Source organism: Herbaspirillum sp. ST 5-3 (assembly GCF_004804275.1).
Lineage (GTDB): Bacteria > Pseudomonadota > Gammaproteobacteria > Burkholderiales > Burkholderiaceae_D > Noviherbaspirillum.
Map to the genome: position 1 here is coordinate 251737 of NZ_STGI01000005.1, position 13291 is coordinate 265027.

A 13291-nucleotide genomic window follows, 5' to 3' on the forward strand; every position below is an offset into this window, starting at 1 on the left:
TCAGTTAACCCACGCTGCCTTCCAGGCTCACGCTCAACAACTTCTGTGCTTCCACCGCGAATTCCATCGGCAGTTCCTTGAAGACTTCCTTGCAGAAGCCGTTCACGATCATCGACACCGCATCTTCCGCCGACAGGCCGCGCTGGCGGCAATAGAAGAGCTGGTCTTCGCCGATACGCGACGTTGATGCCTCATGTTCCACGCTCGCGGTCGGATTCCGTACCTCGATGTACGGGAAGGTATGCGCGCCGCACAGATCGCCCAGCAGAAGCGAATCGCATTGCGTGTGATTGCGCGCGTCCTCGGCGTTCTTCATGATCTTCACCAGGCCGCGATAGGCGTTCTGGCCATGTCCCGCCGAGATGCCCTTCGACACGATGGTGCTGCGCGTGTTGCGCCCGAGATGAATCATCTTGGTGCCGGTATCGGCCTGCTGATAATTGTTGGTCAGCGCCACCGAATAAAACTCGCCGGTCGAATTCTCGCCGCGCAGCAGCACGCTCGGATACTTCCAGGTGATGGCCGAACCGGTCTCGACCTGCGTCCAGGAGATATGCGAATTCGCGCCGCGGCAATCGCCGCGCTTGGTCACGAAGTTGTAGATGCCGCCCACGCCGTTCTTGTCGCCGGGATACCAGTTCTGCACCGTCGAATACTTGATCTTCGCGTTGTCCAGCGCGACCAGCTCCACCACGGCCGCATGCAACTGGTTCTCGTCGCGCATCGGCGCCGTGCAACCTTCGAGATAGCTCACATACGCGCCTTCGTCGGCGATGATCAGCGTGCGTTCGAACTGCCCGGTGTCCTTCGCGTTGATGCGGAAATAGGTGGACAGCTCCATCGGGCAGCGTACACCCGGCGGGATGTAGCAGAACGAACCGTCGGAGAACACTGCCGAGTTGAGCGCCGCATAGAAGTTGTCGGAAGAAGGCACCACCGAGCCGAGGTATTTCTTCACCAGTTCCGGATGCTCCTGCACGGCTTCGGAGAAGGAGCAGAAGATGATGCCCAGTTCGCCCAGCTTGTCCTTGTAGGTCGTGCCAACGGAGACGCTGTCGAACACCGCATCCACCGCGACGCCCGCAAGACGCTCGCGCTCGTGCAGCGGCACGCCGAGTTTTTCATAAGTGCGCAGCAATTCCGGATCGACCTCGTCGAGGCTCTTCGGGCCGTCCTTCATCGATTTCGGCGCGGAGTAGTAAATGATGTCCTGGTAATCGATGGCCGGAAACTTGACGGCCTGCCACTTCGGCTCGGTCATCGTCAGCCAGTGCCGATACGCCTTCAGGCGCCACTCCAGCATGAATTCCGGCTCCTTCTTGCGCGCCGAGATCAAGCGAATCGTATCCTCGCTCAAGCCGCGCGGCACGGTATCGGTTTCCAGTTCGGTGACGAAACCATGTCGATATTCGCCGCCGATCATTTCGTCCAGTGCGGTGACTGCTTCTGCCATGATGTCCTTCCTATGTTCCGTTAAACCCAGCGGCAGCCGACTTCACCGACCGCTTCAATGTGATCTCGCTGGCATCGATCTTCTGCATGTCCGGCCGCACAAGCGGCTGTACCATCTGGTCCAGCGTAATGTCCTGCAGCACGCCCAGCACGGCGCGATTGATGCGTTGCCAGTTGGCGCGCACCGCACATCCGGTTTCCTGCACGCACAGGCCGGGAGTGACGCTGCACTCCGTCATGCCGATCGGCCCGTCCATCGCATAAATGACATCCGCCATCGAAATCTGCTGCGGCGGACGCGACAGCAGATAACCACCCTTCGCACCGCGCAAGGACATCACCAGCCCGCCGCGCGTCAACATCTTGAGAATCTTGCTGACCGTCGGCGCCGGCACATGGATGGCAGCGGCGATCTCGGCCGAACTGCGACTGCGCTCCGGCTCGCTGATCATCGCGGTCAGAACCACAGTGCCGTAGTCGGCCATCTTGCTCAGCCTTAACATGGTCTTGTGCCCACTCCTTAATCAGTACCGATTTAGTCCTGTAAACATCGTTTAAAAATCCCAGGGAAGGGAAATTGCCTGGGATTTTCCCGATGGAAAAGCGAATGTGTTAAACGAACATCACTTCGCCGACAAGAATCAGCATAGGGCGTCCGGCGGATAGTGCAAGCGCATGCGTTGCACCACGTTCAACTTAGCCGCCGCAGCTTCCGCAGCACATGCCTTCTTCGCCGTGCGCAACTTTCTTCAGGGTCACGCCCGCTTGCTGCAAGGTCGTGCGCAATTCTTGAAGCGACGTCACGTCGTCGTCGAAGTCGATATTGATCTTCGCCGCCGCGGTCTCGATACCAACCTTGCTCACGCCTTTGACGGAGTTGAGCACGCGTGCAACGATCAGGGCGCCAGCTTCATCCAATGCGCCTGCCAGGGAAAGAGTTTCAGATTTCATGTGAGTTCCTCGGGTTCGTCTGAATTAAGTCCAGTAACTGGATAACGACACTTTACCATAAGATTCATTTTGAATGCATCTTTAAAGGCGAATTTTTCTGCTTGGGTTACGGATCGCGTTGATGGTCTCCCGGAAACCGACCGATCGTCGCCGAGCCAACTCATGCTACGCTCGCCATCAAAAGCGCGATCAGCGATCCCTTATCCGTCAAATCACTTGGGTGCCGCTTCAGTGGCTTTGCCCGAGCCGCCACTCGCTGAGCCGGGTTGAACGCAGCGTTGAATGGAACGCCATGCCGAAAACCGCTCGATCATGGCGTGCATCAATTTTGTCGCTTCAGCCGGAGAGGTGATTACGCCGATTCCGGCTGTACGAGATTGTTTTCAGCAACAAGTCAAATACCCGGCATCGGCACGAAACCCGGCAATTCCTTGATTCGTCCTATCCATCGGCGAATGTGTGGATATGGCTCTAGTGAGACCGCGCCTTCCGGTGCAAGTGCAACGTAGGGCATGACTGCGCAGTCGGCGATAGTGGGGCGCTCCATGGCAAGCCAGCGGTGCCTGCTCAGATGCGCATCGATCAGTGGAAGAATATGAGCAGAGCGCTTGAGCGTATCCGCCTTGTCAATTGCATACCCGAATTTGTCGACCAGCCTGGCAGCTCCAGGTCCGTTCTGCACTTCATTGGCAGAAGTCGAGAGCCATTGAACCACTTGCGCCATGCCTGCGGCATCCTTGGGTAACCAGGTTTCGTCGCCGTACTTCGCGGCAAGATAGACGAGAATCGCGTGAGAGTCGCGTAGCACTACATCGCCATCCGCAAGAATCGGAATCTCACCCCAGGGATTCAGATTGATGAGTGGCGGTTGCTTGTGCTCTCCCGCGAGGAAATCGACCGCGACAATTTGGAGAGGAATTTTCGCCAAGGCTGCAAACAAACGGACCTTGTAGCAATTACCGGACAGTTCCAGGTCGTATAGCTTCATATATCTTTCCTTGAGAGTGGGTTGGGCAAATCAAGATGGGTGCATCAACATGAAAGCATTTCGCTTTCGATATAACGAGGGGCAATCTGTTGAGAGCAATTCCAGTCGAACGCGGCCACCGTGATCAGCAAGACGCGTTCAACGGGAATTTCAATGAATGGCGGGAGCACTGCGGCGATCAATTCGGGTGATGCATCGACCGTGTCGACCACTTGCACGCGCCCAAGGATCTTCAGCCGGCGACGGTTGGGATAATCAACCAGGATGAGCGCAGCCTTATCGTTGTACCGCAGGTTGCCAATACTGACATACTGACGATTGCCCCGATAGTCGGCGAAACCGAGGATATCCGAACCCAAGACCTTGAGAAAACCTGGAGAACCACCGCGATGCTGAACGTGCGGCCAGCCGGTTTCGCTCACCGTCGCAAGATAAAAGCTGTCCCGGGCCAGAATGTATTCCCTCTCGCGAACGCCGAATTCCACTGCCGCACCCTCCGTTGGCACAACGGGAAGCTCGTAGCCGTCATATCGACGCTGTGTCGTCTTGACGCTCTGAGTAAACATGACTTCTGCAAAATGACGGCGGGACATCTCGATTTCTCCAAAGACCATATGTGGAAAAGTAACAGATCAATATTGATAGAATCGATAGCCGGAATAAATAGATCAAAACGCAATAGATAAATCCGAAAATCGGTTTAATATCATCTGATGGATAAACTTCGAGCCATGACAACATTCGTCCGGATTGTGGAGGCAGGCAGTCTTACCAGCGCCGCCGAACGGCTGGATACCTCGCTGACGTCGGTGGTACGCTCGCTCTCCGCCTTGGAAGAAACCTTGGGAATACGGCTGCTGAATCGCACAACACGCCGTATTGCGCTGACGGACGAGGGGCGGGAATATTTCGAGCGCTGCCAGGACTTGCTGGTCGAAATCGAAGAGATGGAGGCGGCCCTCTCGGCGCGTCAGTTGAAACCGTCGGGCAAGATATCAATCACGGCCCCGGTCATGTTTGGCCGGTTGCATGTGGCGTCTGCGGTTACGGGGTTTCTCAGCGCCTATCCGGAAATGCGAGCGGAGTTGCTACTTCTCGACCGCGTCGTCGATTTATTGGAGGAAGGTATCGATGTTGCGATCCGGATCGGTCCCCTGCCCGACTCATCGCTCGTCGCGGTTCCTTTAGGCTCGACCCGCACCATCGTCTGCGCCAGCCCGAGCTACCTCGCACACCATGGGACTCCCCGCACGCCTGCCGCGCTTGCGCACCAAAGCTGCATTCACTTTACCGGGCTTTCGTCAAATGGAGGGGAGTGGGAATTCCGGCATGAAGGGCTGCCTCAGCGGGTAAAGATCAACGCCACGTTCACTACGAACCAGTGCGACTCCGCGCTTGACGCCTGTGCGAACGGACTCGGATACGGGCGCTTTCTCGCGTATCAGGTGCATAAATTACTCGAGGTCGGAAAACTGGTACAGGTGTTGACCGAATACGAACCTGCGCCTTTGCCAATCCATCTTGTCTATCCACATTCCCGCCTGCTGTCTTCTCGAGTACGCGCATTCGTGGACTGGGCAGTACCACAGCTGCGTGAGCTTCTTCTCACGAAAGTGACCTGTCCTGAGATTTTCGGGCCACAGGAAATTTGAGAAGTACCATCAGGCACCTGCAAAGAAAAAGGCTTATAGTGTTTCCACTATAAGCCTTTGATTTTACTGGTGGGCCTCCCGTGAGTCGAACACGGCACCAACGGATTATGAGTCCGCTGCTCTAACCAAGCATGAGCTAGAGGCCCTGTTGAAGCTGCCAAAAACTTGGGCGGTGTTACCCGCCCAAGTGTTTTGACAATGTTATCCGATTAACTTCCTTCGAGGAAGCTCTTCAGCTTGTCAGAGCGCGACGGATGGCGCAGCTTGCGCAGCGCTTTTGCCTCTATTTGACGGATGCGCTCGCGGGTGACGTCGAACTGCTTGCCGACTTCTTCCAGCGTGTGGTCGGTCGACATTTCGATGCCGAAGCGCATGCGCAGCACCTTGGCTTCGCGCGGCGTCAGCGAGTCGAGCACGTCCTTGACCACGCCGCGCATCGATGCATGCAGGGCCGCGTCGGCCGGGGCCAGCGTGTTGTTGTCTTCGATGAAATCACCAAGATGGGAATCGTCGTCGTCGCCGATCGGCGTTTCCATGGAGATCGGTTCCTTCGCGATCTTCATGATCTTGCGGATCTTGTCTTCCGGCATTTCCATCTTGATCGCCAGCGTTGCCGGATCCGGCTCGGCGCCGGTTTCCTGCAGGATCTGGCGCGAGATGCGGTTCATCTTGTTGATCGTTTCGATCATGTGCACCGGAATACGGATGGTGCGCGCCTGGTCGGCGATCGAGCGCGTGATGGCCTGACGGATCCACCATGTCGCATAGGTCGAGAACTTGTAGCCGCGGCGATATTCGAACTTGTCCACCGCCTTCATGAGGCCGATGTTGCCTTCCTGGATCAGGTCGAGGAATTGCAGGCCGCGGTTGGTGTATTTCTTCGCGATCGAGATCACGAGGCGCAGGTTGGCCTCGGTCATTTCGCGCTTGGCCTTGCGGGCCTTCATTTCGCCGGCAGCCATCTTCTTGTTGATGTTGCGCAGGTCGGGCAGCGGCAGAACGACGCGTGCTTGCAGGTCGATCAGTTTCTGCTGCAGTTCCTTGATGGCCGGCGCGTTACGGCCGAGCACGGCGCTGTAGGGCAAGCTGGCGGCGATTTCGGCGTCGACCCAGTCGAGATTGGTTTCATTGCCCGGGAAGACACGGATGAAGTGGGTGCGCGGCATGCCGCACTTGTTGACGGCGACTTCGAGGATCTGCTTCTCGATGTGGCGCACTTCATCGACCTGGCCACGCAAGGTGTCGCACAGCTTCTCGACGAATTTCGCGGTGAAGCGAATGCCGAGCAGCTCGTTCGAAATGGTTTCCTGTGCCTTGACGTAGGGCTTGGAGTTGTAGCCTTCCTTCTCGTAGGCCTTGCGCATCTTGTCGAACTGCGAGGAGATTTCCTCGAACTTCGCCAGCGAGTCGCGCTTCAACTGTTCCAGCTGTTCCGCAGAGAAGCCGGCAGCGGCGCCGCCGCTGTTGTCTTCTTCCTCTTCTTCCTCTTCTTCCTCTTCCTCGTCGTCGACTTCTTCATCGTCGGAAGCAGAGGCGGAAGCGGCCGCGACATCCTCGCCCGCGTTCGGATCAACCAGGCCGTCGACGATTTCGTCGATCTTCACTTCTTCCTTGGACACGCGGTCGGCCGCGGCGAGAATTTCGGCGATCGTGGTCGGGCAGGCGGAGATGGCCTGGATCATGTCCTTCAGGCCTTCTTCGATGCGCTTGGCAATTTCGATTTCGCCTTCGCGCGTCAGCAGTTCGACCGAGCCCATTTCACGCATGTACATGCGGACCGGATCGGTGGTGCGGCCGAAATCGGAATCGACGGTCGACAGCGCGGCTTCTGCCGCAGCTTCGGCGTCATCGTCGGTGGCGACGGTGGCCACGTTATCGGACAGCAGCAACGTCTCGGCGTCAGGTGCCTGTTCGTAGACGGCGATGCCCATGTCGTTGAACGTGCCGATGATGCCTTCGATGGCTTCCGGATCGACGATGTTTTCGGGCAGGTGGTCGTTGATTTCAGAATACGTGAGGAAGCCGCGGTCCTTGCCGAGCTTGATCAGTGTCTTGAGTTTCTGGCGGCGCTGCTCGAGCTCTTCCTCACTCGCTTCGGTATCGGAAGAGAATGCGTCCTTCAGCAAAGCCTTTTCCTTGGCCTTGCGATCCTTCGCCTTTGCCTTGTCGGCGGCCTTGAGTTCCGCGCGCTCGACGGCGTTCAGTGCGGCGACCTCGTCATTCTCCGGCTGGAATTCCTTGGGCTTGCGGCCACGGCGGCCCGGCACTTTCACTGCCGGCAACACGTAGCTGGACGTGTCAATCGCCGCCAATGCTGCCGCATCGGTAGTCTGGTTGACCGCCATTACTTTGCTTTCGGACTTGGGCTCGGTTTTTGCCGCCACCTTCGTGGCCTTGCTCGCGGTCTTCGGTTCGGGTTTCTTGGTCGTCACGGGTGCTTTCAATTTCTCGGGAGCGGCCGGTTTGGCGGCAACTCGGGATGAAGATTTCGCCTTCGGCGAGCTTGCTTTTGCAGCGGTTTTCGGTGCTGCTTTGGCAACGGTTTTCGTCGCGGCCTTGATCGAGGTTTTTGCCTTGCTTGCAGGCTTGGCAACAGCGGTCTTCTTCACGGCAGGCTTTGCCATCGACTTGGTCGAGGCCGGTTTAGTTGCAGCCGATTTCGCTTTTTTTGCGGTAACAGTCGTTTTCGCGGGTTTTTTCATTGCGTTTGCCATGGAATCAATACCAACTGGTTTGCTCTCGTGCGCCGAGTGAATTGCGCTTGGTGGAGCCGATGAATCTGTACTGGCTTCGGCATTCGCCCGCGCGACATCCTTGGTAATTCGTTCTGTGACTTATGAACCCGGTCAGGCAAACGATCTTACCTAAGGTCTTGAATCAAAAGCTTTAAATTATACCACAGAGAGCAACGTTTCTCCATCACAAAGGCATTGGGGCAAATTACCGCGGTATGCTTTCGACCGCGGCTTGCTGCCGGAGTTGCTCTTGTTGTTGCATCAGTTCGCGATATCGTGTACGCGTCTCCTCGGTCGCCAACCCGGTGGCTGCCAAGCGATCCATCTCCGCCTTGATTACTTGCATTTTAGTCTGCCGCACCGCGCCGACAAGCTCAAGGCGCGCAGCTTCGGCATCCGACTCGCTTTCTGCAGCAATTTCGGCGATCAGGGGGTCAAAATCGTTGTTTATTGCACGAAGCTGTTCGGCCAGCGCCGCAAAATTGGCCTGCGGGCCGAGCGCGAGGCAGGCCTCGACCAGTTGCCGCAGCATCTCGGCATTGTCCGGAGCAAGCTGGGCGGTGGCATCCATTGCCGATTGATCAATCCCGGAAGCCAGCGATGGATGGGCGACCAGCAGGCGGATCATTTGCCGCTCCAGGCCCATCGGCGGCGTGCGTTTGGTGCGCGGCGGTGCAATCTTGGTGCGCGCGACCGGCTGCGCCAGCTCGAACAGCGCCTCGATTTCGGCCGGGGTCGTCTGCGTTACCTGGGCCAGACGGCGCACGATCTGCAGGCGCAGCGACGAGGGTGGCATGGCCTGCAGCAGCGGCTTGGCATCGAACTGGGCCCGCGCCCGTCCTTCCGAGGTATTCAAGTCGACATCCTGGGTCACTTCGTTGAGCAGGAATTGCGACAAGGGCATGGCGTTGCGCACCTGCTGCTCGAAGGCTTCCGTACCGAGCTCGCGGATGTAGCTGTCCGGGTCGTGCTCGGTGGGCAGAAAGAGAAATTTCAGGGTCTTGTTGTCCGTGGCGTGCGGCAGACAGGCATCGAGTGCGCGCCGCGCGGCGCGGCGGCCGGCTGCATCGCCGTCGAAGCTGAAGACGACGTGATCAGTCTGGCGCAGCAGCTTCTGCACATGCGTCGCGGTACAGGCGGTGCCGAGCGTCGCCACGGCTTGCGGAAAACCGAGCTGCGCGAGTGCGACCACGTCCATGTAACCCTCGGTCACCAGCACGTAGCCGGCATCGCGTATCGCCTGGCGCGCTTCGAACAAGCCGTACAACTCATGCCCTTTTTGAAACAGCGGGGTTTCCGGGGAATTCAGGTATTTGGGCTCGCCGCCGTCCAGCACGCGTCCGCCGAAACCGATCACCTGCCCCTTGGTGTTGCGAATGGGGAACATGATGCGATCGCGGAAGCGGTCATAACGCTTGCGCCCATGCCCCTCTTCCTCGCTCTTGTCGATCACGAGGCCAGCTTCGACCAGGGCGGGGGAATCATAGTCGGGGAAAACGCCGCGCAGGCTGTCCCAGCCGTCGGGCGCATAACCGAGTGCGAATTTCGCGGCGATTTCACCGGTCAGGCCACGATTCTTGAGATAGGCGATGGCCGGCTGCGCGCCGCGCAGTTGATGGCGGTAGAAGTCGCAAGCCTTGCTCATCACCTCGGACAGGGCAAGGCTCTTCGCCTGCACTTCCGCGCGCTGCGCGGGCGGCAGGCGATCCTCGTCGGGCACGATCATGCCGACGCCCTGCGCGAGGTCTTTCACCGCCTCGACGAAGCCCAGGCCGGAATACTCGATCAGGAAGCCGATCGCGGTGCCATGCGCGCCGCACCCGAAGCAGTGATAGAACTGCTTGGTCGGACTGACCGTAAAGCTGGGGGATTTTTCGTTATGGAATGGGCACAGGCCCATGAAGTTGGCGCCGCCCTTCTTCAGTTGCACGTAGCGGCCGACCACATCGACAATGTCGACCCGGTTGAGCAAATCCTGAATGAAGGTCTGTGGAATCACGGCGAAATACGGATTGTCCCGGGTAGCTGTCGAGGAGTCGATTCGATCATTGTCGCACCCGATCGCCGGGTGCGGACATGAACCGAAAATGGGGACGAAGCGGGCTTTTTAAACCGCCCCGCCCGGAATACCTCAGGCTTTGGACAAGGCTGCCTTGACCAGGCCGGAGACTGTGGTCATATCGGCACGACCGGCCAGCTTCGGCTTGAGCACGCCCATCACCTTGCCCATGTCCTGCGGACCGGCAGCTCCGCTTGCCGCGACGGCCGCGGCCACTTCCGCCTGGATTTCCGCCTCCGACATCGCGGCCGGCATGTAAGCAGACAGCACCGCAACTTCGGCCTTTTCGGCATCGGCCAGATCCTGGCGGCCGCCGGCTTCGAACTGGGTGATGGAGTCCTTGCGCTGCTTGATCATCTTTTCAATGATCGCCAGGACCTGCGCGTCGTTCAGCTCGATACGCTCATCGACTTCCTTCTGCTTCATCGCGGCAGTCAGCATGCGGATCGTCCCGAGCCGCGCACTGTCCTTGGCGCGCATCGCGGCCTTCATGTCTTCGGTAATCTGCTCTTTGAGGCTCATTTTTTCTCTCCAATGCGAGTTCCGCCAATGGGACATGTGGCAAAGAAAGCGTAGCGAGCGGGTTGAGTTTCGTTCGAGGAGCGCAGCCGTACTGGCGTACGGCGAGCACCACAGAGCGAAAATCAGCCCGCGCAGTAGCTTTATTTGCCACATGAAACGCCAAAACCCGCTGCGGGAACTCTTCCGGAGCGGGTTTGCACGCCATACCGCACACAACGTGCGGCAGCAAAAATCAGTACAGTTTCTTCGGCAATTGCTGGCTGCGGATGCGCTTGTAGTGGCGCTTCACGGCAGCGGCGAGCTTGCGCTTGCGCTCGGCAGTCGGCTTCTCGTAGAACTCGCGCGCACGCAACTCGGTCAGCAGACCGGTTTTCTCGATGGTGCGCTTGAAGCGACGCATGGCGACTTCGAAAGGCTCGTTTTCTTTAAGGCGAATTGTGGTCATGTAAACTCAAACCGAGGGTTTTTAGGGAAAGACTCAAAGTATAACACGCTCAACAAGGCATTGCAAAGCCTGTCATTCGAAGCGTCGCTTATGTGCAAACATATCAAATCGACAAACCTGCCGCCGTGCCGGATGCCCATGCCCACTGGAAGTTGTATCCGCCCAGCCAGCCGGTCACGTCGACGGCTTCACCGATGAAGTGCAGGCCCGGCACCTTGTTGGCCATCATGCTTTGCTGCGACAGTTCACGGGTGTCCACGCCGCCGCGCGTGACTTCGGCTTTCTTGTAGCCTTCGGAACCGTTCGGGATGATGACCCAGCGATTGAGCGATTCGCCCAGCTTGCGCAGGGCCTTGTCCTGCATGTCGGCCAGCCGCGCATCCGGCTTGAATCCGTTTGCCAGCAGCCAGCCTTCCGCGAGACGCGCGGGCATCCACTGCGCCAGCAGGTTGCCGAGATTCTTCTTGAACGTGCCCTTGCCTTCGATCAGGGTCTGCGCGACATCGGTTTCCGGCAGCAGGTTCAGAATCAGCGGCGCGCCCGGTTCCCAGAAGCTCGATATTTGCAGGACCGCCGGACCGGACAGGCCGCGATGGGTAAACAGCAAGTCCTCGCGAAAATGCGCGCGCGACTTTTTCTCGCCGGTTTCGATGTCGAGCTCGAGGGCGATCCCTGCCAGCGGAACAAAAGGCTCCCAGGCGGCATGGTCGAAGGTCAGCGGCACCAGCGCGGGACGCGGTTCGACCAGCTTGAGGCCGAATTGCTTTGCGATGCGGAAGGCGAAATCGGTGGCGCCGATCTTGGGAATCGACAAGCCGCCGGTGGCGATCACGACATTATCGGCCAGCAGCACGCCGGCGTCGGTATCGAGCCGAAAAGCCTCGCCCTGCTTGCCGATGGCTTCGATCCTGCAGGGCATGCGCCACGCTACATGGCCCAGATCGCATTCGGCCTTGAGCATGTCGATGATCTGCTCCGAGGAATGGTCGCAGAACAACTGCCCCTTGTGCTTCTCGTGATAGGCGATGCGGTAACGCTTGACCAGCGTAAGGAAATCCTGCGGCGTGTAGCGCGCCAGCGCGCTGCGGCAGAAGTGCGGGTTATTCGAGATGAAATTCTGCGGGCCGGCATGCAGGTTCGTGAAATTGCAGCGGCCGCCGCCGGAAATGCGGATCTTCTCCGCAAGCCGGCTGGCGTGGTCGATCAGCACGACCTTCTTGCCGCGCTGACCGGCGACGGCGGCGCACATCATGCCCGCCGCGCCGGCGCCGATTACTGCTACATCAAACTGGTTTGCCATGGCTTGTATCAATCGGAACAAGCCGTGATTGTAACTAATGGAAGCACGGCGACGACGAATGCTTCATCCATAACTCCGATGAAAGACGCATCACGTCATTGAGCGAGCCGCGCTGCTTGTAGGTGTCGCGCAGCCAGGTTGCATCGTTGAGACGTTCGTAGGCCATGTGGCGCAGCTTCTTGAGCGCCTGCAAGTCGGCGTCGTTCTGCGCGTAGCGTTTCAGATCCTGCAGTCGGTTCAGGATGCTGACGTAAATCGATTGCTTGGCCGAGGTCTTGTCCGCGGACTGCTGCGCGATCTCGCCGTCGAGTCCGTAGCGGCTGGCTTCGAAACGGTTGTACTGATACAGCAGATAGAAATCCTCGTCGATGGTGATCGGCCGTTCGGTCAGCAGCCAGCGCGCCAGCAGTTGCGCGTAGCAGCCGAGCAGCGCCGCATGCTCCAGCGTCAGCGGCGTGTCGCATACACGGATCTCGACCGTGCCGTATTCGGGTTTGGGGCGGATGTCCCAGTAAAAATCCTTCATGCTGCCGATGATCCCGAGCTGCATCAATTCATCGTAATAGCTCTCGAATTCGCTCCACTTGGTCAGCACGGGTACTGTGCCGGCCAGCGGGAACGCTCGGACCACGTTGCTGCGCGAGGAGTCGAAGGCGGTGTCGACGCCCTGGTAGAACGGCGATGCGGCCGACAATGCGATGAAGTGCGGCACGAAGCGCGAGAATCCGTGCGTCAGGTACAAGGCGTCGTCACCATTGGCAACGCCGATATGAATATGCTGGCCGAACACGGTGAATGTCTTGGCAAGATAGCCATACCTGCGATGAATGTGATGGAAACGTTCGCTCGGCGTGATGCGCTGCTCGCTCCAGCTCTGGAAGGGATGCGCGCCGCCGCCGGCGACGTCGATGTTCAGCCGCTGCGCGCCTCGCAGCAAGGCCGAGCGCAGGTCTTTCAACTCGGCGAGCAATTCGTCGACACGGGTATGGATGCCGGAATTCAGCTCGATCATGCCTTGCGTGATTTCCAGCTTGATCTGGTCCTGCAGCTTGCGCGGCTCGATCCATGCCAGCAGGTCGAGCGCGTCGGTCGCGAGGTTGTAATTGCGGCGGTTCACGAGTTGCAGTTCAAGCTCGATGCCCATCGTGAAGGGTGTCGAGGATGTGAAAGGCAGGATGCCCATGTGT

Annotated in this window: 13 protein-coding genes and 1 tRNA gene; 2 read left to right on the forward strand and 12 right to left on the reverse strand. The window is 58.6% G+C overall.

All coding sequences use genetic code 11. The features are described 5' to 3' along the window. Positions 1-4 precede the first annotated feature (4 nt). The 5 genes from sufB to E6W33_RS12635 all read right to left on the reverse strand — a co-directional run bounded on the left by sufB (position 5) and on the right by E6W33_RS12635 (position 3984). A complete protein-coding gene (sufB, locus tag E6W33_RS12615; RefSeq protein ID WP_136417668.1) occupies positions 5-1453 on the reverse strand; it encodes a Fe-S cluster assembly protein SufB in 1449 nt (482 codons plus the stop codon). A 10-nt stretch (positions 1454-1463) separates the two neighbouring features. Continuing rightward, positions 1464-1955: an SUF system Fe-S cluster assembly regulator gene (locus E6W33_RS12620; RefSeq protein WP_136417669.1), complete on the reverse strand. Its 492-nt coding sequence runs from the start codon at positions 1953-1955 to the stop codon at positions 1464-1466. Between the two features lie 193 nt (positions 1956-2148). Continuing rightward, entirely contained in the window at positions 2149-2403 is a 255-nt protein-coding gene (locus E6W33_RS12625) for a copper chaperone (RefSeq protein WP_136417670.1), read from the reverse strand. Between the two features lie 394 nt (positions 2404-2797). Next, positions 2798-3391, reverse strand: coding sequence for a glutathione S-transferase (locus E6W33_RS12630; protein ID WP_136417671.1), 594 nt, complete (start codon positions 3389-3391; stop codon positions 2798-2800). A 44-nt stretch (positions 3392-3435) separates the two neighbouring features. Then, positions 3436-3984, reverse strand: a complete 549-nt coding sequence (locus E6W33_RS12635; RefSeq protein WP_136417672.1) for a pyridoxamine 5'-phosphate oxidase family protein — start codon at positions 3982-3984, stop codon at positions 3436-3438. 138 nt (positions 3985-4122) lie between these two features. Here E6W33_RS12635 and E6W33_RS12640 point away from each other — a divergent pair, with 138 nt between their 5' ends. After that, positions 4123-5043, forward strand: coding sequence for a LysR family transcriptional regulator (locus E6W33_RS12640; RefSeq protein WP_247869629.1), 921 nt, complete (start codon positions 4123-4125; stop codon positions 5041-5043). A 67-nt stretch (positions 5044-5110) separates the two neighbouring features. Here E6W33_RS12640 and E6W33_RS12645 read toward each other — a convergent pair. Then, positions 5111-5189: transfer RNA gene (locus E6W33_RS12645), tRNA-Ile, on the reverse strand. 63 nt (positions 5190-5252) lie between these two features. Beyond that, the gene (gene rpoD / locus E6W33_RS12650; protein ID WP_211097322.1) at positions 5253-7475 is read right to left on the reverse strand and encodes an RNA polymerase sigma factor RpoD; all 2223 of its coding nucleotides are present in this window, start codon (positions 7473-7475) and stop codon (positions 5253-5255) included. Between rpoD and E6W33_RS27310 the strand changes: the two genes are divergently transcribed. Continuing rightward, a complete protein-coding gene (locus E6W33_RS27310; protein WP_211097331.1) occupies positions 7378-7797 on the forward strand; it encodes a hypothetical protein in 420 nt (139 codons plus the stop codon). The genes rpoD and E6W33_RS27310 overlap by 98 nt on opposite strands. Positions 7798-7983: 186 nt before the next feature. On the opposite strand, the gene dnaG is transcribed toward E6W33_RS27310, so the two are convergent. The 5 genes from dnaG to E6W33_RS12675 form a co-directional block, all read right to left on the reverse strand. Next, positions 7984-9777, reverse strand: coding sequence for a DNA primase (dnaG, locus tag E6W33_RS12655; RefSeq protein WP_136417675.1), 1794 nt, complete (start codon positions 9775-9777; stop codon positions 7984-7986). 132 nt (positions 9778-9909) lie between these two features. Next, entirely contained in the window at positions 9910-10359 is a 450-nt protein-coding gene (locus E6W33_RS12660; RefSeq protein ID WP_136417676.1) for a GatB/YqeY domain-containing protein, read from the reverse strand. Between the two features lie 232 nt (positions 10360-10591). Further along, positions 10592-10804, reverse strand: a complete 213-nt coding sequence (gene rpsU, locus E6W33_RS12665) for a 30S ribosomal protein S21 (RefSeq protein WP_005665410.1) — start codon at positions 10802-10804, stop codon at positions 10592-10594. 103 nt (positions 10805-10907) lie between these two features. Further along, positions 10908-12104, reverse strand: coding sequence for an NAD(P)/FAD-dependent oxidoreductase (locus E6W33_RS12670; RefSeq protein ID WP_136417677.1), 1197 nt, complete (start codon positions 12102-12104; stop codon positions 10908-10910). Between the two features lie 34 nt (positions 12105-12138). After that, positions 12139-13287, reverse strand: a complete 1149-nt coding sequence (locus E6W33_RS12675; protein WP_247869630.1) for a YbdK family carboxylate-amine ligase — start codon at positions 13285-13287, stop codon at positions 12139-12141. Positions 13288-13291: the final 4 nt, after the last annotated feature.

Coding starts and splice junctions, on each gene's coding strand:
- sufB (WP_136417668.1), bottom strand. CDS start 1,453: ATGGCAGAAGCAGTCACCGCACTGGACGAAATGATCGGCGGCGAATAT.
- E6W33_RS12670 (WP_136417677.1), bottom strand. CDS start 12,104: ATGGCAAACCAGTTTGATGTAGCAGTAATCGGCGCCGGCGCGGCGGGC.
- E6W33_RS12625 (WP_136417670.1), bottom strand. CDS start 2,403: ATGAAATCTGAAACTCTTTCCCTGGCAGGCGCATTGGATGAAGCTGGC.
- E6W33_RS12660 (WP_136417676.1), bottom strand. CDS start 10,359: ATGAGCCTCAAAGAGCAGATTACCGAAGACATGAAGGCCGCGATGCGC.
- E6W33_RS12635 (WP_136417672.1), bottom strand. CDS start 3,984: ATGTCCCGCCGTCATTTTGCAGAAGTCATGTTTACTCAGAGCGTCAAG.
- E6W33_RS12630 (WP_136417671.1), bottom strand. CDS start 3,391: ATGAAGCTATACGACCTGGAACTGTCCGGTAATTGCTACAAGGTCCGT.
- E6W33_RS12675 (WP_247869630.1), bottom strand. CDS start 13,287: ATGGGCATCCTGCCTTTCACATCCTCGACACCCTTCACGATGGGCATC.
- E6W33_RS12640 (WP_247869629.1), top strand. CDS start 4,123: ATGACAACATTCGTCCGGATTGTGGAGGCAGGCAGTCTTACCAGCGCC.
- rpsU (WP_005665410.1), bottom strand. CDS start 10,804: ATGACCACAATTCGCCTTAAAGAAAACGAGCCTTTCGAAGTCGCCATG.
- E6W33_RS12620 (WP_136417669.1), bottom strand. CDS start 1,955: ATGTTAAGGCTGAGCAAGATGGCCGACTACGGCACTGTGGTTCTGACC.